Genomic DNA, 21,788 nt, shown 5'->3' with positions numbered 1-21,788 from the left:
CTTCCTCCATATTTATATAATCTTTGCTCCGTCGCCAATCTCTACCACATAAAATTCTGCCTCATGTCCTACTTTTTCCTGGTATGTCTTGCCGATTTCACGGATAAAAGCATCCACAGTATCATTTTTCACAATGCTGACTGTACAGCCGCCGAATCCGCCGCCTGTAATTCTGGAGCCGATTACCCCTGGCATCGCCTGCGCAAGATCCACAAGAATATCAATTTCTCCGCATGACACTTCATAATCGTATCTCAAGGATTTATGAGAAGCGTTCATCAATTTTCCAAAAAGTTCTACATCGTTGTTCTTTAAGGCTTCTACTGCACGGATGGTCCGCTGGTTTTCATAGACTGCATGCTTTGCTCTTTTCTGTCTGACCGGATCTTTAATTGCGTCCTTATGTGCTTCGTATTCTTCCTCTGTCAGGTCTCCCAGTGTCTTAATATTAACTACAGACTGAAGTTCTTTTAATGCCGTCTCACATTCATTTCTTCGATCGTTATATGCAGAATTCACCAAACTGTGCTTTACCTTACTATTCGTAATGACTATCTTAGCATCTTCCAGAACAACCGGAGCATACTCATAATTTAATGTATTTGTATCCAGGAAAATAGCATGATCTTTTTTGCCCATGGCACTTGCAAACTGATCCATGATTCCACAGTTACAGCCATTAAAATTATTCTCAGAATCCTGGCCGATAAGTGCCACATCAATCATAGATACCTGTTCGAATCCAAAAGTGTCTTTTAAGATCAATCCGGTAAGTACCTCCAGTGATGCAGATGAAGAAAGCCCTGATCCATTCGGGATATTACCATATATCAGAATGTCCATTCCGTGAGTCAGTTGATATCCTCTTTTTTCAAAGGCCCACATAACTCCCTTCGGATAATTGGTCCAGCCAGCAGCCTTATCTGGGATCAAATCATCCAGACTTGTCTCAATCACACCAAGTTTTTCAAAATTTGCAGAATAAAACCGTAACACTCTGTCTTCTCTGTCTCTTACAATTCCATAAGTTCCAAGGGTCAGTGCACATGGGAATACATGCCCGCCATTATAATCGGTATGTTCTCCGATCAGATTTACGCGTCCTGGTGCAAAATATGCACGCACTTCTCCTTCCTTTCCATACAACTCTTTAAATCTCTGAATCAGCTTCTCCGTCATCCTCACAACCTCCATTGCTTATATTACGCTTGCATAATTACCTTCCTTAATTTATGATTATAATGAGATTATACATTTGACACAATAAAGATATTAGAAAGAATTATAAGGATATTGAGGAAATGGGGACTATTTATGCAGATACATACCAAAAAGGACCAAAAAGAAATCAAACAGCACGGAAATTATGAATTTCCTGTTCATATAAGTCTCGAAAAAATACAGTCATACGAACAGGGTTCTTTTCTATGGCACTGGCATCCCGAAATCGAACTGACCTGGATCATGTCCGGCCAGATCGAATATTATGTAAACGATCAAAAGTATCTCCTTTCTGAAGGAGAAGGTTTATTCTGCAATAGTAATTCACTTCACTCTGGCTACATGATAGACGGACAAGACTGCAATTACCTCTCGATTACATTTCATCCAAGATTTATCTATGGATATGAGAACAGCCTGCTTCAGACAAAGTACGTTGATTATATCACTTCTCATGAATCCTGGCATTCTTTAAAGCTGGGAATGACAATTGACTGGCAGCAGGATATCATTTGGCAGATACAGAGAATCTACCAACTGTCTCAGCTCCCTCCTTCTGATTATGAGCTTCAGCTACATCTGATTTTAACTGGCATCTGGCAGAAATTATATCTTCACTACGCATCTCTTCCTGCCGATGAACAATACACACCCAAGCATCTGCAGCGTCTGAAAGATATCCTGACATACATCCAGGAACATTATGCACAGGATATTACTCTGGATGATGTAGCCGACCATATCAATATCTGCAAAAGTGAATGTTGTCGCTTCTTCAAAAGATACATGAAAATGACTATTTTCGAATATATTCTGTTTTTGAGGATTCAAAACAGTCTTTCCTTATTAAAGGAAGGAGAAAGTGTCACAAAGATAGCCGGCATGGTTGGTTTCTCCACGCCGGCTTACTATGGACAAATATTTAAAAGATATATGGGATGCTCTCCCAGTCAATACCGCAAAAATCTATCTGATTAGCCCCAATTGGTTCCTACTCCTGCTGCCTGGGCTTTTTCATAGATTTCTTTTGCTGCTACCAGATCCTGAGTTGCAACACCAACCGTTTCAAAAACAATGATTTCATCATCATTTTCACGTCCGACCAGTTCTCCTTTGATTACATTTCCAAGGTCACCGGTAAAGTCTTCTTTGGTAATGATTCCTTCTTCCAATGGAATCAGAATATCACCGGATTCTGATAAAACTGCATCTTCAGAATCAAAATATATCTTAGAAGCACGAGGAAGAATCGCTGGATCCATCTCCTGCATATGATGCTGATATGCACCTACACAGCTGATGGTACATCCTTTCTTAATCTTTGTTCCATCAAATACTGGTTTTGAAGATGGTGTGACTGTGATCAGCAGATCTGCATCATCAATTGCTGCATCGGATGATTCTACTGCAACAATTTTTGTTCCGTAATCTTTCAGCTCTTCCTGCATACGGGCTGCAAATGCATGTGTACGTTCCAGATTCAGATCATACACTCTTACTTCTTCTAATTTTCTGGCTGCGATCATTGCTTCCAGCTGTGTTGCTGCCTGTCCCCCGGTACCGATCAGTGCACCGATTCTGCACTCCTTCTTTGCCAGCACATCAAACGCTGCCCCGGAAGCTGCTCCGGTACGAAGCTGTGTAACATAAGTACCATCTAACACTGCCGTCACAACACCGGTCTTACCATCAATCAACAACACCTGCGCCGGAGAAGACGGGATTCCGTTGTCAATATTATGTGGAAAGATATTGATAATCTTCAATGAAGCTGTATCCATCTCTTCTACATATGCCGGCATAAATAAGAAACATCCGTCATATTTCGGTGCCTGAATGTTGGTACGAAGCGGTGCATTACATTTTCCTTCAACTACCAGCTGAAATGCCTTTTTATCAGCTTCAATCGCATCTTTAATCGTAAATACTTTCTTGATATCCTCTCTTGATAATAATAACATATCTTTTTCCTCCAATTATTTTCTTATCTGTGGAATTTTGCATCCAGATCCCATGGCTGCATTGCTCCGCCTTCCTCTGCCGGGCGGCACATCTTTGCATAAATATTAAGACATCCTTTTTCTTCCTTCAATGGTGGACATACCCAGTTTGCTCTTCTCCTTGCAAGCTCTTCATCTGATACAAGCATAGATACTTCTCCGTTTGGAATATCAATGACGATCTCATCCCCATTCTCTACAAGAGCGATATTTCCTCCATCATATGCTTCTGGAGACACATGTCCAATAATAGCTCCAAAGTTAAATCCTGAAAATCTTGCATCTGAGATAAGCCCTACACTCTTATGAAGACCCAGACCGATCAATGCATCAATACTAAGCATCAGTTCCTTCATACCAGGCGCACCCTTGCAGCCTTCATATCGGATGACGATGATATCTCCAGGAACAATCTCACCAGCCTGAATTGCTTCAAATGCAGCCCTGTCACCGTCAAATACTTTTGCTTTTCCCTTCATGTACTTCACTTCTTCATATACAGCTGTCGGTCTTACGATTGCACCGTTTGGAGAGAGATTTCCTCTTAAGATCTTAAGACCAGGTTCATTGAACAGCGGGCGCTCTAATGAGTGGATTACTTTATTTTCCTGAGGTGTTACTTTTGTAAGCATCTCTGCCCATGTAGTTCCATACATGCTTGGAACATCCGTATATAGTTTAGTCTCCAACATCTTCATGACATTCATGACACCACCGGCATAATGGAAATCTACTACCGTGTACGGACCGCTTGGAACAACTGCATTGATACACGGAATCTCTTTTGCATATGTTTCAAAATCTTCCAGCGTAAGTTTGATGCCCAGTTCATACGCATAGGAAAGAATATGAAGCACCGCGTTGGTAGATCCGGCAACCGCCATATCGAACATAATCGCATTTAAAAGAGTCTCTTTCGTAATCAGATCAGATGGTTTTCTTCCGGCTTTTGCCATCTCAACAATATATTTTCCGGCCTCTCTGGCTTTTCTAAGCTTTGCGTTATCAGATGCCGGAATCGTAGATGTTCCGGGAAGGACCAGATTCATTACTTCTCCTAACATCTGCATCGTATTTGCCGTTCCCATGGAAGGACATGCGCCAAAAGACGGGCACACATTATCTTCCATCTCCATTAGTTCTTCTTCCGTAGAACCGGAGAAACGAGCTGCATCCAGATCCGCTTCCACTACTGTCTTACCGCAATACTGGCCCGGCTGCATAGAACCTCCTGTTACAACCATAGATGGAATATCCAGCCGCATTGCTGCCATATAGCATCCTGCTATAATATTATCACATGACGCTATCATTGCAAGTCCGTCAAAATTATGTACACGAGTGACAAACTCAACTGACATTGCTACAATATCTCGTCCTACCTGCTCATACTTTAATTCTTCCGCTCCATTGGCAATATTTCCACATGTTGCCGGAATTCCGAACTCAACCGGGATTCCGCCTGCTGCCCAGATTCCCTGCTTTACCGCTTCTGCGATCTGACGAAGATGTGCAGATCCAGGTGAGCCTTCCATAAAAGAATTTGGCACACCAATATGTGGCTTTTTGCGAATATCCTTATCAGAATATCCGGCCGCTTTCATCATAACTCTTCTGTGTGCAGCCTCCGCACCATTCCAGAATTCAGTACCCATATGCATGTCCTCCTTTTCATTTTCCTGTCCTGTTTTACTATATAGCTTGACAAATTTTTATCAGTTATGTATATAATAAAGCATCAGAAAATATCAGAAAAGAACATATTGCTAAAGTCATCCTTCAGTTTTTCTTATATATACGTAAATATGTCATAACATAAACGAGAAATCAGTTTTACTTATATATATAGTAAGTTTTCTTAATATTACAGATCGAGCAACCCACATTCATTATACACAAGCGAGGAATCCATCATGAACAAGTACGAAATCATTTTAAATGTCTGCGAAACCCACAGCATTTCAAAAACAGCCGCCCAATTGAATTACACGCAATCTGCTATCAGCCAGGCAATCAAAGGCTATGAAAAAGAGCTGGGATTCCCTTTGTTCAAGCGCTCCAAACATGGCATGGAATTAATGCCAAACACCGAGGAAATCCTGGAATCTCTGAAAATCATCTGCGCAGAAGAAAACCGCATCTCCCAGATTGCTGCCAATCTTACCAGCCTTGACAGCGGATACATCCGTATCGGTACGATTCAAAGCGTCTCTTACCACTGGCTCCCGGATATCTTAAAGCTTTTTTCTGAAAAATATCCTAATATCCGATTTGAACTGACTGTGGATGGCTTCAATCCCTTAAAAGAAAAAATACAGGAGAACAAGCTTGACTGTATCTTTGTCTCCCACTACTCTGTTCCAGACCTTCCATTCATCCCAATCGGAAAAGATGAACTGATGCTGGTGACACCAAAAGATCATCCCCTCGCAGACAAAGTTGCTGTATCGTTATCAGACGTCAACCATGAAAATTTCGTTCTTTCATCGGACGGACTTGATTACGAGACGGGGCAGATCTTTGAACTGAATAACATCACTCCCAAAATCCGTTATCGCTTAAACGAAGATTTTGCAACGCTCAAGATGGTGGAAAAAGGATTTGGAATTACAATTCTGCCAAAGCTGCTTTTATACAATGCTCCTTTTGATGTCTGCATCCGCTCATTTACGGAGCACTATTTCCGTACACTTGGGGTAGCTTATACCAAGACACCTCCAACTCTTGCAACTATAAAATTCCTGGATTATGTCGAAGAATGGAGTAAGAACTGTCTGTCTTTTTCATAGATTTTTCATAGCAACTGACATTTTTACCGAGTCCTTTAGGACTCGGTATTTTTAATACCATCTTCAGATTCTTCAGTTTTTGTGCATTTTCAACAATTTTCATCTTTTATTCTTTTGTTTATTGACATTTTCATCTTGTCTTGCTATTTTAGTTCACAGACTAAGGTTTAAACCACAGTATAACTTTTTAATTGTCTAGACTTCAAAAAGGCTGACGAGCCATGAGCATTTATGACCTAGGAGGGAAAACATTATGACTGACTCAAGCGCCACAAATAAACAGCCAAAAGCAGTGTATTTTTGTGGATCAATTTTTACATTCACCAACTTCTCCTATTACGGAATGAAATTGGTCTTACTTTTATTCATGGCCGAAGAGACCGCACGCGGAGGTCTTGGCTTAAGCAATGCGGAAGCAACATCATTGCTGGCATCGTTCATGGCATTTTCTTATCTTTCACCAGTAGTCGGGGGCTGGATCAGCGACCGCTTTTTAGGACCTAAACTTTGTGTAATTCTTGGAATGCTTACTTCTGGAACTGGATATTTTCTTGCCTTTACCGCACACAGCAAGTCGACCATTCAGATTATGATCGTGCTTTGTGTTATCGGCAGCGGTCTGTACAAAAGTACTTCTCAGACATTAGTCGGAAGCCTCTATGGCAATAATGATCCTCGCAGAGACGGTGCTTTTTCAATGACCTATACCTTTACAAATATCGGTGTGTTATTTGGACCATTCCTCTGTGGACTCGTAGCCAATCAATGGTTCGTGACCAAACAGGGTGGCGAGATCCTGGAATATGGATACCGCACAGTATTTTTAATCACAGCTATTGTAATCTGGGCTGGTGCATTATTCTTTGCCATAGGTCAAAAATTTGTCCTGAAGGATCTTCATCACGCTGATTCTGCCAAAAAAGTCTCGAAGAGAAAAAAGAACTTGCTTCTATCCCACTTACTCAGCCAGAAAAGCGCAGAATGTGCGTAATCCTGATTCTTGCCTTTTTCACTATCTTTTTCTGGATTGCATATAACCAGGCGTCTATGTCAATCGCTCTGTATATGCAGGAATTTATTAATTTAAAAATCGGAAATTTCCAGATTCCAACTGCATGGATCGATTCCTATAATGGTCTTCTATGTGTAATTCTTGGACCAATCATGGCAGCTATCTGGATGAAAAAATCAAAATCTAAAAAAGGAGATTTTAACATCTCTCAAAGTTGCAAAATATGAAGAATACTATTATGCAGGAATCGGCCATGGAGTCGGTCTTGATCTACACGAAGAACCTTTCCTTGGAAATTACGGTACGAAGACCATGAAACCTGGTTGTGTAATTACCATGGAACCTGGAATCTATATCCCGGGATGGGGCGGTGTTCGTATTGAAGATACGGTTCTTATCACTGAAACCGGTATAGAAATATTGACACATTTTCCAAAAGAACTTATGGTTTTAGACTAAAGTTTACTGTTCTCCATTTTCCAAACCGCACTTGGCTTCCCCTAAAGTCAAGTGCGGTTTTTTCTTCTCTATCTATCCTATGAACCTGATGGAAGATAAGGTCTTAATACGCCGGCCACATTGCTGATCGGCATGGTCTGGAGCCATACTCTGCCCGGTCCGCTGATCACAGTATTAAAGATTCCTTCCCCGCCAAACAACATATTCTTCACTCCCGAAACACTCTGAATCTCCATTCTACAGCTGCCTGTCATCGCAGCCAGATGTCCTGTATCTACTACGATCTGCTGCCCGGGCTGAAGCTCATATTCAACCACATGTCCGTCAAATTCAGCGAACATAATTCCATGACCACTGACTTTCTGCATGATAAATCCTTCTCCTCCGAACAGCCCAGAACTAAATTTCTTATTAAAAAATACAGAAAGTTCTACACCTGCTTCACTTGCAAGAAATGCACTTTTCTGGAATATCATCTCTTGTCCCGGAGCAATCTGAAATGCTTTGATCGATCCTGGAAAGCTGGAAGCAAATGCAATCATTCCAGTTCCTCCCTGAGAAGTATAAATATTCTGGAAAATATGCTCACCTGAAAACATTCTTCCAAAAGCTTTTCCTAATCCTCCATTTGTCGTCGTTTCCATCAACATATTCGGTGACATCCATGCCATACCACCACCTTGTGTAATCATCCTTTCGCCACCTTCAAGCTGGCAGATCACAACCGGAAGCGTATCCCCTTGTATTTGATATCTCATGCTTTCATACCTCCATTTTTTCATTAATTCCATCATAACTACTTATAGTGGTCATGTCAATTCACAGAAAATTTAGAATATTTTTTTCATATATTTTATCATTGCGCACTAAAATTTCTACTGGTATAATCTATACACATACCCAAAACAAGGAGGTGATTACATGTCAAACGAAGAATTATTACAATCCATATCCGAGATTTTAGATCAACGTTTTAACGAACAGGATGCCAGGATTGAACAGCGGTTTGCTGAACAGGATGCTTGGATAAAACAGTCATTTGCAAAACAGCAGGCTTATATTGATCACAAGCTTGAAGAACAACAGGCTTATATTGATCACAAGCTTGAAGAACAACAGGCTTATATTGATCACAAGCTTGAAGAACAACAGGCTTATATTGATCACAAGCTTGAAGAACATCGTACAGCTGTAGATGAGAAGTTCGAAAGTAACAATCACTATCTTATGAACTCGATTCTGGAAGAAGTCGATCTTGTACAGGAAAAGGCGAATGAGCATTTTGCACGCATTGAAAACCGCCTGGATAATCTGGAATCTCTTGTCCGGACCATTAAACTGGATGCCGATACCATCCCTCTTCATGAGATTCGGATTTCTAATCTTGAAAAGCATGTTGATAAATTAGAACAAATCGCATATTAAAAACTGGTGTAACAGCTTGATTTTCGTTATTACACCAGTTCATCTCACAAACTTCTTTTATTTTTCTTTTTTGTGTGTCAATGCACAGAATAATACAAAACCAAGGAATAGTATGGCTGCTGCCATCCATCCTGCCAACGCAGTCTTTCCAAGACTGACGAACTTATCATAATACCCCTTAAGATAAATCACGATAATAATCAGTGGAAGTACATAAGATACATATCCTTTTAACATGGTCGGAAATTTGATTCCTTTTCCTGTATTTACTTCTTTCAGGAAATGATCCCAGCCCCAGCCATTCTTTCTTGTACAGAACAATACATAACCCAGACTTCCAAGCGGAAGAAGATTGTTGGATACGATAAAGTCTTCCAGATCCATAATATTCGTTCCTGCTCCTAATGGCTCGAATCCTGCCAGAAGATTGAATCCTAATACACATGGCATACTCAGCAGAATAATTAGCACAGCACTTGTCAATACACTTTTTCTGCGAGACCATCCAAACAAATCTATATCAAAAGATATAATATTCTCAAATACTGCCACGATTGTTGTAAATGCTGCAAATGTCAGGAACAAAAAGAATAATGCACTCCACAACCGTCCTCCTGGCATCTGCGCAAATATATTCGGAATGGTAATGAATATCAGACTGGGACCTGCTCCCGGTTCAATTCCAAACGCAAAGCAGGATGGAATAATAATAAATCCAGCCATCAATGCAACAAAGGTGTCTAATACTGTGATACTGATTGCCTCTCCGGTAAGGCTTCTTTCTTTTCCAATGTAACTCCCGAAGATCAGCATAGCACCAATTCCAATAGAAAGAGTAAAGAACGCCTGACTCATGGCTCCAAAAATCACATTGCCAATCCCAATCTCCTGCATCTGTTTAAAATCAGGAACCAGGTAAAACCGGATTCCTTCTCCTGCACCTTCCAGGAATACAGAATGTACTGCCAACACGATCATGATCAGAAGGAGTGAAGACATCATGACCTTCGATACTTTTTCTATACCATTTTGAATTCCAAAAATACAAACCGCAAAACCAATGATACAGATAAGAATCGTCCAGAAGGTCATCGTTGATACATTGCCCAACATGTCTGTAAAACCTTCCGTGACTGCTTCTGAGGAAGCACCGGAAAATTCACCTTTGATACTACGATAACAATAGTACATCATCCAGCCACCGACCGTTGTGTAGAACATCATCAACAGATAACTGCCGATAATACCGATCCATTTCATCACATGCCATCGTGTTCCTTCCGGCTCCAGTGCTTCAAAACCAGCTGCCACGCTGTGACGGCTGCCTCGTCCCACTGCAAATTCGCATACTAATACAGGAATACCAAGAATAAGAAGGAATACCAGATAGATCAGGATAAATGCTGCTCCTCCAAACTCCCCGCACATATAAGGGAACTTCCACACATTACCAATCCCAATGGCACATCCTGCCGATACAAGTATGAACCCCAGACGGGAACCAAACTTTTCTCGTTTCACTTGTTAACTCTCCTTTATCTGGAACATCTGAACTGAAGTTCTTCCCATCGTCTGTCAACTTCTTTCTGGAACGCTTCGATCAGATATTCATTTTCTTTTTTAAATAGATGTTTGAATCTTCCCTGTGGTCTCAGAAAATCTTCAATTGGAAGTTTTTTCTTCGGCTCATAATTCAAGATCCATTTTCCTTCCACTACTTCGAATAACGGCCAATAACATGTCTCAACACCCAGTTTGCAGATCTCCATAATATCTGGTGTGTTATATCTCCATCCACGAGGACACGGAGCCATAATATTAAGGAAAGCAGCACCAGGTGTGTAAATAGCCTTTTCAGATTTTATATGCAGATCTTTAAAATTCTGTACAAATGTAGTCTGTGCAACATACGGAATATCGTGTGCTGCAATCACTGCCGCCAAATCTTTTCTGTTCTGCGGTTTTCCGTTACTCTGGCTTCCAACCGGAGTTGTTGTAGTATCGGCATACATCGGTGTCGCAGAAGAACGCTGAATACCGGTGTTCATATACGCGCCGTTATCATAGCACACATAGACCATGTCCTGATTTCTCTCCATCGCACCAGATAAGGACTGAAGACCAATATCATAAGTACCGCCGTCACCGCCGAATGTGATGAATTTGTAGGTCTCGTCTAATTTTCCTTTTCTCTTTAATGCCTTGTAGGCACCTTCTACACCACTTAAGGTCGCACCTGCATTTTCAAATGCATTGTGAATGTAACTGTCTTCCCAGGCCGTATATGGATAAGTAAAAGTAGATACTTCCAGACATCCTGTCGCATTACCGATGACCGCCTTATCTCCTTCATGAAGGCCGCGAAGTACATTTCTTACTGCAATCGTTCCGCCACAGCCGGCACACATTCTGTGGCCCGGAGCCAGACGTTCCGGTTTATTCATTGTCTCTTTAAAATTATAACTCATCTTCTTCGCCCCCTATTCTCTGATTCCCATATAACGATAAGTCTCGCCTGCATCACCGTCTGCAATAATCTGCTTCAGGGTCTCATAGACTGCTTCCATATCTTCCACACGTACGTCTCTTCCACCAAGTCCATAGATATAATTGATCGCCAGAGCCTGTGATCTTGCGCGGAACAATGCTGCCATCACATCTGCTCCCAATGGACCGCCGTGATTGGTATAACTCTCTGCACGATCCATGATTGCAACCGCCTTTACATCTTTTAATGCTTCTGCAATCTCATCTGCCGGGAATGGACGGAACAGACGAATCTTGATCATTCCGACTTTTTCTCCCTGTGCGCGCAGTTTATCAATGGCATCCTTTGTTGTACCTGCCGCGGAACCGATTATAATGACTGCTCTTTCTGCATCTTCCATGCAATACTCTTCAAACAGGCCATATTCTCTTCCTGAAAGCTCTGCAAATTCCTTTGCCACATCCAGTACTACCTGGCTTACATGCTTCATTCCTTCTGCCTGATTCCGTTTTGCTTCCATATAATAATCGGTGATAGAATAAGGGCCGACTGCCATCGGGCACTCTGGATTCAGGAGATAATTCTCCGGCTCGTATTCTCCCACAAAATTCTTGACTTCTTCGTCTTCCAGAAGTTCAATATTCTCCACTGCATGGCTGGTGATAAAACCATCCTGACAGATCATGATCGGAAGTCTTACATCCTTATGTTCTGAGATTCGATAAGCCTGTACCATGTTATCGTAGGCTTCCTGATTGTTCTCTGCATAGATCTGAATCCATCCTGCATCTCTTGCTCCCATACTGTCAGAATGGTCACAGTTGATATTGATCGGACCAGATAACGCACGGTTCACCAATGCCAGTGCCAGCGGAAGTCTGTTCGATGCTGCTATGTATAATTCCTCCCACATATAAGCAAGGCCACAGGAGGAAGTTGCAGTAAGGCTTCGTGCACCTGCTGCAGAAGCTCCGATTGCCGCACTCATAGAACTGTGCTCACTTTCTACCGGAATAAACTCTGTATCTACCTGTCCATTTGCCACAAAAGAAGCAAAATACTGTGGGATCTCTGTAGATGGTGTAATTGGGAATGCCGGGAATACATCCGGATTAATCTGTCTTAAGGCAATTGCTACTGCCTCATTTCCTGATAAACGATCTCTCTTTGCCATCTTACTTCACCCCTTCCATCGTAATTGCCCCAAATGGACATGCTTTTACACAAATACCGCATCCTTTACAGTGATCATAATCGAATGCGCCTCTTTTCATATCCTTTACCGGAATACAGCTGTCCGGGCATACCGGCACGCAGAGCAAGCACTGCTTACATTTTTCTTCCATAAATTCCGGCTTATGTGTCGACCATTCTCCAGTGTTAAAGTCTTTGGAGGTTCCTGCTCCGGCAACGATCATACCTTCTGTCAGATCCTGCCACTTGGTCTTTACTCCTAATTTTGTGATATCTGTTGCCATTACTGTACCTCCTTCAGTGCCATCTCAAGCGCAGCCATGTTACCGTCAATGACCTCCGGCTTGCTGGCAAATTTGTGAGAGAATGACGCTTTCATCTCTCGTAAAAATGTCTCTTCATCCATGATACCTGCAACCTTCACAATTGCTGCGAGAAGCGGTGTATTCGGGAAATACTTTCCCATTGTTGCCATGGATACTTTATAAGCATCAATCGTATATACCTTTCCTTTATATCCTTTTAAATGCGGAATAATCTCTTCTTTTGCCCTCTGTGTATTCACCAGGATTGCTCCATCTTCCTTCAATCCGCTGGTAACATCTACCGATTCCAGGAGGGATTCATCCACAACGACTACATACTGTGGGTCATAAATATTTGAATGTACACGAATCGGTGTGTCACTGATTCGATTGTATGCCGTAATTGGCGCTCCCATACGTTCCGGGCCGTACTCTGGAAAGCCCTGGACATATTTTCCTGTCTTGAATGCTACATCTGCAAGAAGCAAAGCAGCAGTTTTGGCACCCTGACCGCCGCGGCCATGCCATCTGATTTCTGTATGGTTACTCATCTTCCTTCTATCTTCCTTTCTCTTTGAAATTGTATGCTGATCGAGATATCATTCGTCCAGTAATTATAGAGCATACTCTGTTTTTTTAATCATATTTCTTTTATTTTACTTGAATATATCACTTTTGTCTACTAAAACTATATCTGCCTTTCTTATATTTTCAAAACTACAATCCCAAAAGCTTCTCAATCCCATACGCAACACCGTCTTCATCATTAGATAATGTTACAACATCCGCTGCTTCCCTGCAGGCTTTAGAAGCATTCTCCACAGCAATCCCTATCCCTGCATATTTTAAAAGCTCTGCATCATTATCTCCATCCCCGAAGGCTGCCAGTCCATCCCTTGATAGTCCAAGGTGCTCCAGAATATATGCTATTCCGGAATGTTTACCTGACTTTTCGTAAGAGAGTTCCAATAACTGCTGCACGGAAGATGTCACATATACCTGGGGTATATTCTCTTCAAAGGTTTTCCACAATTCTTTCTTAAGATTTTCTTCTTTTACCACAACATCTACACTTTCGATACATTTCTTATGATCCATTAAAAAACTCCTGATATCATCCACCGGTTCTCTGGTTGTCTGAATATAGGAAATTGCCCTTGGGCTTGCCCCAAATGAAACCGGATCTTCCACATATTCTCTTTGTGCATATGCTTTACCGTCAATAAAGGTCTCGAATGCCACTTCCAAGTCTTTTGCATAATCCAATATCTTTTCAATAGATTGCTCCGTCATCTTATATTGCTGCAGGCATTCTTTCGTATGTATATCATAAACCGCCGCCCCATTGGATGTAACCGCATAGCGAATCCCCCTGATACTACAGATATCATCTGGAAGTGCAGATATCGCCCGTCCACTTGCTACCACAATCTGAACTCCTTTTCGAATTGCAGACTCAATCGCCTGTCGGTTCTTTTCACTCAGTCTGCCCTGATGATTTAATGTAGTCTGATCCAGATCCAGTGCTATACATGTAATATTTTTCTTCCCACAATTTGTTTTCATAATTCCTCCCGTTATTTGTTCCTGTCAAACAATATTCCGGTACCTATTATTTGATTAGGCAATGGGTTAATGGAAAAGGCATCTTTCATGATGAAAGATGCCTTTTTCATTTCTATCAATGATCTTTTTCAAATTCATTCTTAGCCCAAAAGCAACAAACTGAATACCAGTGTGAAGAGGGCTACTGTCTCTACGATACCTACTACGATAAAGTAGTTCGCTGTACCTTTTCCTGTTGCTCCCAATGCATCTGCAGCTGCTGCAGCACATTTCCCCTGGAACAATCCTGAAAGACCAATTGCAAGACCGCCAAAAACACCAACTCCAAAAGCAAGACCGGCATCTCCGCCGCCTGCTACTGCAGATTTAATAAAGTTCATAAGAAGGAATCCGTAGATTGTCTGTGTAAGAGGCGCACCAGAGAATGCGATCATAATGAACGGTGCTGGTTTTCCACTTGCATAACATTTTTTCCATGCTCCAACTGATGCCATTCCGGCAAAGCCTGCACCGAATGCTGATCCTGAAGCGGACAAACCGAGTGCAGCTGCCATTCCAACAAATGCTAAATTCATAATTATTCTCCTTTACGTTAAAATACTATTTTTTAATCTTATCGTTTACTTTAAATGGTTCATATGCGATTCCCTTCCACTCTACGCCAGCCTGTCCTGAGAACTCCAGAACGTTCAGTCTGACGCCATGTACTACGACAGAAAGGAAACACATGATAATATTCAGTCCGTGTCCGATTAATACTACCACTACACCAAGAATCATTAACGGGCCATGGAAACCTGCCGCAATTCCGTTAAAGCTCTGGGAAATGGCAAGACCTGCCATACCTACTGCAAACAAACGGATATAACTCATTACGTTACCGAAACAACTGATCGTATTTAAGAATACGGTGAACGCATCCGCACAGCCTGCTTTGATTCCCTGTGCAATTGTACGATCTGGTGCCATTCCACCAAAAAGTACTACCAGAACAAATGCAACACCAATGAGTGCAAATACCGGTTTAATATTAATCTTCTCTCCGATTACCAAGTAAAGTGATAACAAATACATTGCAACAACTGCCACAAGCCATCCCAAGTCTGCCACCCAGCTCAAGTTCTTTTCAGCAATCTTCTTCTTAATAGAGATTAAACTTCCAAGTGCCATCTGAACTGCTCCGATAGAGAACGAGAACTTCATGATGGTATTCTGCTGCTGAAGAGCTGTGACTCCAAAATACTCCGGATAGTTTGCAAAACCAGGGATTACCATCGCCTTTAAGATTGGAACTTCCATGGCCTTTTCCATACCGAACCATGTACCGGTAATCGCTCCCCATATAATTGTCGCAACTGAAAGTACCGATAACAAATAAACTGCATTATTAAATTTCTTTGATTTCGCTGCATATGCAATCGTTCCGATCAGGATCAGGACACCATAACCAGCGTCACCGATGATCATTGCAAAGAACAGTGTAAAAAACAGGAAGAACCAAAGAGAAATATCTGATTCTCTGTATCCGGGAAGGATTCCCAGGATATCAAACACTGGCTTAATAAGTCCTGACACCTTTCCGTATTTTACTTTTGTAGGAATCTGCAGATCATCTTCAGCCACATCTTCCTGTGCCCATGCCCATTTATTTTCTCTGGCTACAGCTTTAAATTTATCTAATTCTGCCTCAGGAAGATATCCTGAGATCCATACGAAATCATCATCATTTTCTGCAGTCTCGCTTGCCGAAGAATAATTCTCCGCATTCTGAGCTTTGAGCATCTGAACCTGGAAACTGGAATCATACACAGCAGCTTTCTTAAAGACATCCTCACACTCAGCAATTTCCTGCTGAGCAATTTCAATCTCTTTTGTCAGTTCACTGATCCCTTTCTCAGGGATGGAGAATTCTGCTGCCGGAATGGTTGCCGGCAAGGTTCCTATTACAGCAACGGTATCCATCTTATCTATAGATGCCAGGCGGATAATCCTGATATCTGGATCCTGCACCGCCATCGCATATTCATTCTTTCCAAGACGGTAAAAATGAAGATCATACCCTGCTTCTTTTAATTGCTTTAATTCACCTGGCTCAAAATCACCCCAGGCTTTGATACGTTCGATTTCTGCATTGGCAGCACTTATCTCCTGAATAAGAGCTGATTTTTTATCCATTGCTGTCAAAACACCCTGATACATCTCCTCAAACTGAGTATCCGTAAGAATCGGAACCTCCTCTTTGTTCTTGGATTTCTTATCCGGCGCATAATCCATCAATGCGGATGCAGTTTTTGAAAGACTGGTAAATCTTTCTGACACTGCACGCTGAGGACTCTTTTTCTCTGACAGATGCAGAATTCCGAGATTTCGAAGTCCATCGAGCATCTCGTCTTTTTTGGAGACCGATGACACGATGTAGACCATTTTCATCTTTTCTATCATTGTGCCGCCTCCACAAGTTTTTTCTTTGAAATTTTTCCGCGAACAACTGCCGCTGTCTGCTGGTCGCCAAGGAATACTCCGATGATCCGGATATTTTCCTTTGCCTCTGGAATCTTAACTTTCTCAAACAGATTAACTCTCTGAGATGTAGAACGTAATTCCTTCTCAAGAAGTGCTTCCTGTTTGCGAAGTACTGATACCAGCGCATCCAGCCGGGCAATCTCACGGAGTTTTATGATTGCAGTATCCACCCACAAAGGATAGTCGTCAACATCATAGTTAATGTCTTTGAATGTCAGTTCCTGAAATGTAGGAACTGTGACACCCGCGATGTTCTCATTCTTACAGATGACTGTGTCTGGCTGTACCAGATGATCAAGCTTTTTGCTTTCATCAAAGATCTCATTCTCCGCAAATACAGCAACCCAGTCATCCAGATCTCCGATCATCTGAGCACGTTCGACTTCCTTCTGTTCCAGCTCAGCTTTTGTCTTCATGATCACCGACTGCAGCTGCTGTTTTTTAAGCTGCAGCGTCGGAAGATAACGCTGATACTGTTTCAGGCGATCTTTCTGCACCTTCTGCTCATTTTTTGTAAGTTTGATAGCCATCAACTACTCCTTTTAGTTTAATGCATCCTTCTTCGGCCATCTTTCTTTCAGAAGACTCGTCTTCAAACCAGTTTCATTTGGCTCAAAGCACTCTGCAAGAATCTGCCAGCCAAGATCAAGTGCATCTTCAAGTGGGATATTAACACCAAGGTCCATTAATTTTGTTTCAAAAAGTTCACCGTATTTCAGAAGCTTCTCATCCCATTCAGTCATAAGGAATCCCATGGATTTCTTCTCAAGGGCTTCCTTGTACTGAGAGTAAAGACGGATCATACCGTCCATGAGAGCACGGTGGTCATTTCTTGTCTTACCATTTACATTCTGTTTCAGACGTGAAAGTGATCCGAATGGCTCAATATGTCCATTCTTTAAATAATACTGACCTTCTGTAATATAACCTGTATTATCTGGTACCGGATGTGTTACGTCATCACCCGGCATTGTTGTAACACCAAGGATCGTGATTGATCCGGCGCCTTCGATATCAACAGCCTTCTCATAACGAGATGCAAGGCAGCTGTATAAGTCTCCCGGATAACCTCGGTTAGAAGGTACCTGTTCCATAGTAATAGCCATTTCCTTCTGTGCATCTGCAAAGTTTGTCATATCGGTAAGAAGAACAAGTACTTTCTTTCCCGCAAGGGCAAACTGCTCTGCAACAGCAAGGGCCATATCCGGTACGAGTGTACACTCTACGGTTGGATCGGCTGCAGTATGAATAAACATAACTGTATGGCTCATCGCGCCACCTTTTTCAAGAGTGTCGCGGAACGTAAGATAATCATCATATTTCAGTCCCATACCACCAAGAACGATAACGTCTACTTCTGCCTGAAGTGCGATACGGGAAAGCAAAGCGTTGTATGGCTCACCTGAAATAGAGAAAATCGGAAGCTTCTGGCTCTCTACAAGTGTATTGAACACATCGATCATAGGAATACCTGTACGGATCATGTTCTTTGGCAAAATACGTTTTGCAGGGTTAAACGAAGGTCCGCCTATCGGAATCATATTTTCAGTAAGTGCCGGGCCATTATCTCTTGGAACTCCGGCTCCGTCAAACACACGTCCAAGCAAATGCTCTGAGAAGGAAACCATCATCGGTCTTCCAAGGAAGCGGATTGGATCATTGGTTCCTACACCCTGTGCACCTGCAAATACCTGAAGAGATACCACATCTTTATCAAGTTTAATAACTGTCGCGTAACTGTCACCTACGAGAGCGAGGTCGCCAAGTCTGACATCCTTGGCTCTGACAGTAACTACGTTACCGACGATTGATTCTATTTTTGTATATACTTTCTGCACTTTAGGACCTCCTACTCAACTGCTTTCGACATGTAGAATTCTGAAATTTTCTTCCCTTGTTCATAGTACTCCGGTGTCTGGAACTGAGTACCGTGCCAGTCAAGGAACTCTTGCCTTAACTGGTTGAAGAAACCTCTGATTTCTTTCTTGTCTTCCAAGTCATAGGACTTCATTAATGCATCATAAAGCTTATCGAACTCTTCTCTCTGTCTCTCTGGAGGACAAGCTGCATCGATCGGATCGAATGAGTTCTGCTGAAGGTATACAGAGTCGAGAAGTTCACCCTTCTGATAGATAATGTAATCTTCTGCAGATGTTCCTTCCTCACCTACTACCTTCATCATCTGATTGATTTCATTTCCTCTTCTGAGAATAGAACGCGCCTCTTCGATGCGTCCCATATCTACAACACCAGAGTACTTTGACCATGAATCCATCGGATGAATTGCAGGGTATTTACGTGCATCAGAACGTTCTCTTGAAAGTCCATGGAATGCTCCAACTACCTTAAGTGTTGCCTGCGTTACCGGCTCCTCAAAGTTACCTCCTGCAGGTGATACTGTACCACCAATTGTTACAGATGCAATCTTACCATTCTTAAGCCGTACTTTACCAGCTCTCTCATAGAAAGAAGCGATCGTAGACTCGAGATAAGCAGGGAATGCTTCTTCACCAGGGATCTCTTCCAGACGACCTGACATCTCACGCATCGCCTGCGCCCAACGGCTTGTGGAGTCTGCAAGAAGAAGGACATCCAGTCCCATCTGTCTGTAATACTCAGCAAGTGTAACTGCAGTATAACAAGATGCCTCTCTGGCTGCTACCGGCATGGAAGATGTGTTACAGATAATGATTGTTCTTTCCATAAGAGACCGACCTGTCTTTGGATCTTCCAGTTCAGGGAACTCTTTTAAGATCTCTACAACCTCACCTGCACGCTCTCCACATGCTGCTACGATAACAATATCTGCTTCACCATTTTTAGCCTCCATATGCTGAAGGACTGTTTTACCTGCCCCGAAAGGTCCCGGAACACAGAATGTTCCGCCCTTTGCTACAGGAAGGAATGCATCAATACAACGAATCTTTGTTACCAAAGGTTCATCCGGACGAAGTCTCTCTTCATAGCATTTCACTGCCTGTTTGATCGGCTGTGTGATGACCATGCTGAGTTCTTTTTCTTCGCCTTTGCTATTTGCGATCACGCAAATGGTTGCTCTTACATGATAAGAGCCTTTTTCTTTGATTGATTTAACTGTCCAGTCACGACCTTTCAGCGTGAATGGAACCATAATTTCATGTGTAAATAATCCTTCAGGAACACTACCAATAGGATCTCCTGCTTCAACAGAATCTCCCACCTTTACAGATGGTGTAAATTCCCATTCTCTGTCCGGAATAGGATCAAGATATACACCTCTCTCAAGGAAGAAGCCACACTGCTCGGCAAGATCCGGTAATGGATTCTGAAGACCATCAAATACCTGGGTTAAAAGACCTGGACCAAGTTCTACACTCATTAATTCGCCAGTAAACTCTACAGCGTCTCCGACTTTAATGCCGTTGGACATCTCGTAGATCTGCATGCTGGCAACACCATTGTTGATTCGGATAACTTCTCCTTTGAGACGTTTTCCGTCAACAAGAATATAACCAACTTCATTTTTATGAACTGAACCATCAAAACTGACATTTGCCAGGTTTCCATTAATACCAGTTACATATCCTGTTACTGTTTCCATCAATTCTCTCCCGTTATAAGCTATATACGCGCTGCTGTACCTGATCAAAAAGACGTTTGAATTCCTGTTGTCCTTTTTTCTGAACGAAACAGCTCTGGCGCTCAAGCAATTTTAGTTTAATAGCATACCCGAATAAATAAGCATCATCAAAAGTATGCAAGCCTACCAATGAATCAAGAATTTCAAATTCATAATCCAGCAAGATCTTCTCTGCCTCCAGCGGATTCTTTGCAGCCAGCGCAGCTCCTGCTACCTGTGCAATGACAGAATCCTTATCGTAAGATGTCAGATAAGGTCTCCCCAGATTCATACTCCTCTGATAATTAAGTTCCCTCATAAGATTCTTATAAAAAACTGCCCATTCTTTTACGAGCGGTCCCTCTTCCGATGAAAGAGTAAGATTCTTTAGGAAATTATATTTTGATTCGCTTACATTTGACTGACACATGCCGAGAAACTCATCATAAGTCAGCGGCATATCTCCATCTGTTCTCAGATCCGGCAGGCTCGATATCAAGTAATAATATGAAGCCATAGACACCTCCTGCTAGAAATCAAGATTTCTGAAGTATGGCATCAGCATCTGCATGATTTCTTCATCCGAACAGTCAAAGTAACCTGAACCATCTTTTGCCGCCAGACGGAATCCTGCCTGAACGCCTTTTGTTGGTTTGATCTCAAGACCATTCTTAATTTCTTCTGCAAGCTCTGATTTCAGTGAGTCACTCACTTCTGAAACTTCAGCTGAATAATTCTGTACATCTTCCCCAACTACGACAGCGTGGATCAATTTACCAAGTGCAGCTCCTGAAAGATTATCCTTAATCTTTGCAGAAAGGATCTTTTCAAATTCAGCTTTCACCTCAGTTTTAAATGCAAGCATAGCATCTCTTTTTGCCTGCTCTGCACTGATTGCAGCACTTTCTTTAAGAATACTGATTTCTTTCTCTGAAGTCTCTTTAACACTCTTCGCTTCAGCCTTGGCATCTGCTACAATTGTTTCTGCTTTTTTCTTAGCTTCCAAAATAATTTCTTCTGCTTCTGCATTAGCCACATCAATTCCTTCTTTTCGAATTGACGAAACTAAGTCTTGAATCTGTAATTCCATAAGTTCACTTCCTTTCTTTTTAATACTTAATAAAAAGAATTTATTCTAACTATAATATAACAATCCGCCTGTCTTTCGCAAGTATTTGATGACAAATTTGCAAAATTTATTAATTTTT

At 41.9% G+C, this 21,788-nt stretch carries 23 protein-coding genes; 6 read left to right on the top strand and 17 right to left on the bottom strand.

The genetic code is table 11. The features are described 5' to 3' along the window. Window positions 1-12: 12 nt before the first annotated feature. Entirely contained in the window at window positions 13-1,179 is a 1,167-nt protein-coding gene (locus tag ABE613_RS10725; protein ID WP_235232632.1) for a galactokinase, read from the bottom strand. A 135-nt stretch (window positions 1,180-1,314) separates the two neighbouring features. Here ABE613_RS10725 and ABE613_RS10720 point away from each other — a divergent pair, with 135 nt between their 5' ends. Then, window positions 1,315-2,199: an AraC family transcriptional regulator gene (locus tag ABE613_RS10720; RefSeq protein ID WP_235232633.1), complete on the top strand. Its 885-nt coding sequence runs from the start codon at window positions 1,315-1,317 to the stop codon at window positions 2,197-2,199. On the opposite strand, the gene ABE613_RS10715 is transcribed toward ABE613_RS10720, so the two are convergent. Both ABE613_RS10715 and ilvD read right to left on the bottom strand, forming a co-directional pair. After that, window positions 2,196-3,182 carry an ornithine cyclodeaminase family protein gene (locus ABE613_RS10715; RefSeq protein ID WP_347376364.1) on the bottom strand — a complete coding sequence of 329 codons (987 nt, stop codon included), beginning with the start codon at window positions 3,180-3,182 and terminating at the stop codon, window positions 2,196-2,198. The genes ABE613_RS10720 and ABE613_RS10715 overlap by 4 nt on opposite strands. A gap of 23 nt (window positions 3,183-3,205) precedes the next feature. Continuing rightward, window positions 3,206-4,876 carry a dihydroxy-acid dehydratase gene (ilvD, locus tag ABE613_RS10710; protein WP_347376363.1) on the bottom strand — a complete coding sequence of 557 codons (1,671 nt, stop codon included), beginning with the start codon at window positions 4,874-4,876 and terminating at the stop codon, window positions 3,206-3,208. Window positions 4,877-5,134: 258 nt separating this feature from the next. On the opposite strand from ilvD, the gene ABE613_RS10705 reads away from it, so the two are divergent. The 4 genes from ABE613_RS10705 (at window position 5,135) to ABE613_RS10695 (ending at window position 7,481) form a co-directional block, all read left to right on the top strand. Further along, window positions 5,135-6,010 carry a LysR family transcriptional regulator gene (locus tag ABE613_RS10705; protein ID WP_347376362.1) on the top strand — a complete coding sequence of 292 codons (876 nt, stop codon included), beginning with the start codon at window positions 5,135-5,137 and terminating at the stop codon, window positions 6,008-6,010. A gap of 253 nt (window positions 6,011-6,263) precedes the next feature. After that, on the top strand, window positions 6,264-7,001 hold the full coding sequence (locus ABE613_RS10700; RefSeq protein WP_347376361.1) for an MFS transporter: 738 nt from the start codon (window positions 6,264-6,266) through the stop codon (window positions 6,999-7,001). Then, window positions 6,992-7,249 carry a POT-type proton-dependent oligopeptide transporter gene (locus ABE613_RS15200; protein ID WP_510182354.1) on the top strand — a complete coding sequence of 86 codons (258 nt, stop codon included), beginning with the start codon at window positions 6,992-6,994 and terminating at the stop codon, window positions 7,247-7,249. Before ABE613_RS10700 ends, ABE613_RS15200 begins: the two co-directional genes overlap by 10 nt. Continuing rightward, on the top strand, window positions 7,218-7,481 hold the full coding sequence (locus ABE613_RS10695) for a M24 family metallopeptidase (RefSeq protein WP_347376376.1): 264 nt from the start codon (window positions 7,218-7,220) through the stop codon (window positions 7,479-7,481). The genes ABE613_RS15200 and ABE613_RS10695 overlap by 32 nt, the downstream gene beginning before the upstream one ends. A 77-nt stretch (window positions 7,482-7,558) precedes the next feature. Here the strand turns inward: ABE613_RS10695 and ABE613_RS10690 are convergent, their stop codons facing one another. After that, entirely contained in the window at window positions 7,559-8,239 is a 681-nt protein-coding gene (locus ABE613_RS10690; protein WP_347376360.1) for a TIGR00266 family protein, read from the bottom strand. 163 nt (window positions 8,240-8,402) lie between these two features. Between ABE613_RS10690 and ABE613_RS10685 the strand changes: the two genes are divergently transcribed. Continuing rightward, a complete protein-coding gene (locus ABE613_RS10685) occupies window positions 8,403-8,906 on the top strand; it encodes a hypothetical protein (RefSeq protein WP_347376359.1) in 504 nt (167 codons plus the stop codon). Between the two features lie 57 nt (window positions 8,907-8,963). On the opposite strand, the gene ABE613_RS10680 is transcribed toward ABE613_RS10685, so the two are convergent. The 13 genes from ABE613_RS10680 to ABE613_RS10620 all read right to left on the bottom strand — a co-directional run bounded on the left by ABE613_RS10680 (window position 8,964) and on the right by ABE613_RS10620 (window position 21,670). After that, window positions 8,964-10,427, bottom strand: a complete 1,464-nt coding sequence (locus tag ABE613_RS10680) for a sodium-dependent transporter (RefSeq protein WP_347376358.1) — start codon at window positions 10,425-10,427, stop codon at window positions 8,964-8,966. A 14-nt stretch (window positions 10,428-10,441) separates the two neighbouring features. Beyond that, window positions 10,442-11,374 carry a thiamine pyrophosphate-dependent enzyme gene (locus ABE613_RS10675; RefSeq protein ID WP_235232643.1) on the bottom strand — a complete coding sequence of 311 codons (933 nt, stop codon included), beginning with the start codon at window positions 11,372-11,374 and terminating at the stop codon, window positions 10,442-10,444. 12 nt (window positions 11,375-11,386) lie between these two features. Then, the gene (gene porA / locus ABE613_RS10670) at window positions 11,387-12,568 is read right to left on the bottom strand and encodes a pyruvate ferredoxin oxidoreductase (protein WP_347376357.1); all 1,182 of its coding nucleotides are present in this window, start codon (window positions 12,566-12,568) and stop codon (window positions 11,387-11,389) included. A gap of 1 nt (window position 12,569) precedes the next feature. Beyond that, entirely contained in the window at window positions 12,570-12,872 is a 303-nt protein-coding gene (locus ABE613_RS10665; RefSeq protein ID WP_347376356.1) for a 4Fe-4S binding protein, read from the bottom strand. Next, complete coding sequence (locus ABE613_RS10660) at window positions 12,872-13,444, bottom strand: 2-oxoacid:acceptor oxidoreductase subunit gamma family protein (RefSeq protein ID WP_347376355.1); 573 nt, start codon at window positions 13,442-13,444, stop codon at window positions 12,872-12,874. The genes ABE613_RS10665 and ABE613_RS10660 overlap by 1 nt, the downstream gene beginning before the upstream one ends. A 166-nt stretch (window positions 13,445-13,610) precedes the next feature. Continuing rightward, window positions 13,611-14,459 (bottom strand): Cof-type HAD-IIB family hydrolase, encoded by an 849-nt coding sequence (locus tag ABE613_RS10655; RefSeq protein ID WP_347376354.1) that lies wholly within the window; start codon window positions 14,457-14,459, stop codon window positions 13,611-13,613. 140 nt (window positions 14,460-14,599) lie between these two features. Next, window positions 14,600-15,034 (bottom strand): ATP synthase subunit C-like protein, encoded by a 435-nt coding sequence (locus tag ABE613_RS10650; protein ID WP_347376353.1) that lies wholly within the window; start codon window positions 15,032-15,034, stop codon window positions 14,600-14,602. Between the two features lie 25 nt (window positions 15,035-15,059). Further along, entirely contained in the window at window positions 15,060-16,901 is a 1,842-nt protein-coding gene (locus ABE613_RS10645) for a V-type ATP synthase subunit I (RefSeq protein WP_347376352.1), read from the bottom strand. Next, entirely contained in the window at window positions 16,898-17,512 is a 615-nt protein-coding gene (locus ABE613_RS10640) for a V-type ATP synthase subunit D (protein WP_235232655.1), read from the bottom strand. The genes ABE613_RS10645 and ABE613_RS10640 overlap by 4 nt, the downstream gene beginning before the upstream one ends. A 12-nt stretch (window positions 17,513-17,524) precedes the next feature. After that, window positions 17,525-18,820 carry a V-type ATP synthase subunit B gene (locus ABE613_RS10635; protein WP_235232656.1) on the bottom strand — a complete coding sequence of 432 codons (1,296 nt, stop codon included), beginning with the start codon at window positions 18,818-18,820 and terminating at the stop codon, window positions 17,525-17,527. 11 nt (window positions 18,821-18,831) lie between these two features. Then, entirely contained in the window at window positions 18,832-20,562 is a 1,731-nt protein-coding gene (locus ABE613_RS10630) for a V-type ATP synthase subunit A (protein ID WP_347376351.1), read from the bottom strand. A 13-nt stretch (window positions 20,563-20,575) separates the two neighbouring features. After that, window positions 20,576-21,097, bottom strand: a complete 522-nt coding sequence (locus ABE613_RS10625) for a DUF2764 family protein (RefSeq protein WP_347376350.1) — start codon at window positions 21,095-21,097, stop codon at window positions 20,576-20,578. Window positions 21,098-21,109: 12 nt separating this feature from the next. Continuing rightward, a complete protein-coding gene (locus ABE613_RS10620) occupies window positions 21,110-21,670 on the bottom strand; it encodes a hypothetical protein (protein WP_347376349.1) in 561 nt (186 codons plus the stop codon). Between the last annotated feature and the right edge of the window lie 118 nt (window positions 21,671-21,788).

The sequence above is a fragment of the Dorea chungnamensis genome, from assembly GCF_039832125.1.
Taxonomy (GTDB): Bacteria; Bacillota; Clostridia; order Lachnospirales; family Lachnospiraceae; genus JAFBIX01.
The sequence above is the reverse complement of the archived record's forward strand: the minus strand, read 5'-3'. Positions and strand labels throughout refer to the sequence as shown.

Excerpts from the sequence above, each read along its gene's own strand:
- ABE613_RS10725 (WP_235232632.1), bottom strand. The coding sequence starts at position 1,179 with ATGACGGAGAAGCTGATTCAGAGATTTAAAGAGTTGTATGGAAAGGAA.
- ABE613_RS10720 (WP_235232633.1), top strand. The coding sequence starts at position 1,315 with ATGCAGATACATACCAAAAAGGACCAAAAAGAAATCAAACAGCACGGA.
- ABE613_RS10715 (WP_347376364.1), bottom strand. The coding sequence starts at position 3,182 with ATGTTATTATTATCAAGAGAGGATATCAAGAAAGTATTTACGATTAAA.
- ilvD (WP_347376363.1), bottom strand. The coding sequence starts at position 4,876 with ATGGGTACTGAATTCTGGAATGGTGCGGAGGCTGCACACAGAAGAGTT.
- ABE613_RS10705 (WP_347376362.1), top strand. The coding sequence starts at position 5,135 with ATGAACAAGTACGAAATCATTTTAAATGTCTGCGAAACCCACAGCATT.
- ABE613_RS10700 (WP_347376361.1), top strand. The coding sequence starts at position 6,264 with ATGACTGACTCAAGCGCCACAAATAAACAGCCAAAAGCAGTGTATTTT.
- ABE613_RS15200 (WP_510182354.1), top strand. The coding sequence starts at position 6,992 with ATGTGCGTAATCCTGATTCTTGCCTTTTTCACTATCTTTTTCTGGATT.
- ABE613_RS10690 (WP_347376360.1), bottom strand. The coding sequence starts at position 8,239 with ATGAGATATCAAATACAAGGGGATACGCTTCCGGTTGTGATCTGCCAG.
- ABE613_RS10685 (WP_347376359.1), top strand. The coding sequence starts at position 8,403 with ATGTCAAACGAAGAATTATTACAATCCATATCCGAGATTTTAGATCAA.
- ABE613_RS10675 (WP_235232643.1), bottom strand. The coding sequence starts at position 11,374 with ATGAGTTATAATTTTAAAGAGACAATGAATAAACCGGAACGTCTGGCT.
- porA (WP_347376357.1), bottom strand. The coding sequence starts at position 12,568 with ATGGCAAAGAGAGATCGTTTATCAGGAAATGAGGCAGTAGCAATTGCC.
- ABE613_RS10665 (WP_347376356.1), bottom strand. The coding sequence starts at position 12,872 with ATGGCAACAGATATCACAAAATTAGGAGTAAAGACCAAGTGGCAGGAT.
- ABE613_RS10660 (WP_347376355.1), bottom strand. The coding sequence starts at position 13,444 with ATGAGTAACCATACAGAAATCAGATGGCATGGCCGCGGCGGTCAGGGT.
- ABE613_RS10655 (WP_347376354.1), bottom strand. The coding sequence starts at position 14,459 with ATGAAAACAAATTGTGGGAAGAAAAATATTACATGTATAGCACTGGAT.
- ABE613_RS10650 (WP_347376353.1), bottom strand. The coding sequence starts at position 15,034 with ATGAATTTAGCATTTGTTGGAATGGCAGCTGCACTCGGTTTGTCCGCT.
- ABE613_RS10645 (WP_347376352.1), bottom strand. The coding sequence starts at position 16,901 with ATGATAGAAAAGATGAAAATGGTCTACATCGTGTCATCGGTCTCCAAA.
- ABE613_RS10640 (WP_235232655.1), bottom strand. The coding sequence starts at position 17,512 with ATGGCTATCAAACTTACAAAAAATGAGCAGAAGGTGCAGAAAGATCGC.
- ABE613_RS10630 (WP_347376351.1), bottom strand. The coding sequence starts at position 20,562 with ATGGAAACAGTAACAGGATATGTAACTGGTATTAATGGAAACCTGGCA.
- ABE613_RS10625 (WP_347376350.1), bottom strand. The coding sequence starts at position 21,097 with ATGGCTTCATATTATTACTTGATATCGAGCCTGCCGGATCTGAGAACA.
- ABE613_RS10620 (WP_347376349.1), bottom strand. The coding sequence starts at position 21,670 with ATGGAATTACAGATTCAAGACTTAGTTTCGTCAATTCGAAAAGAAGGA.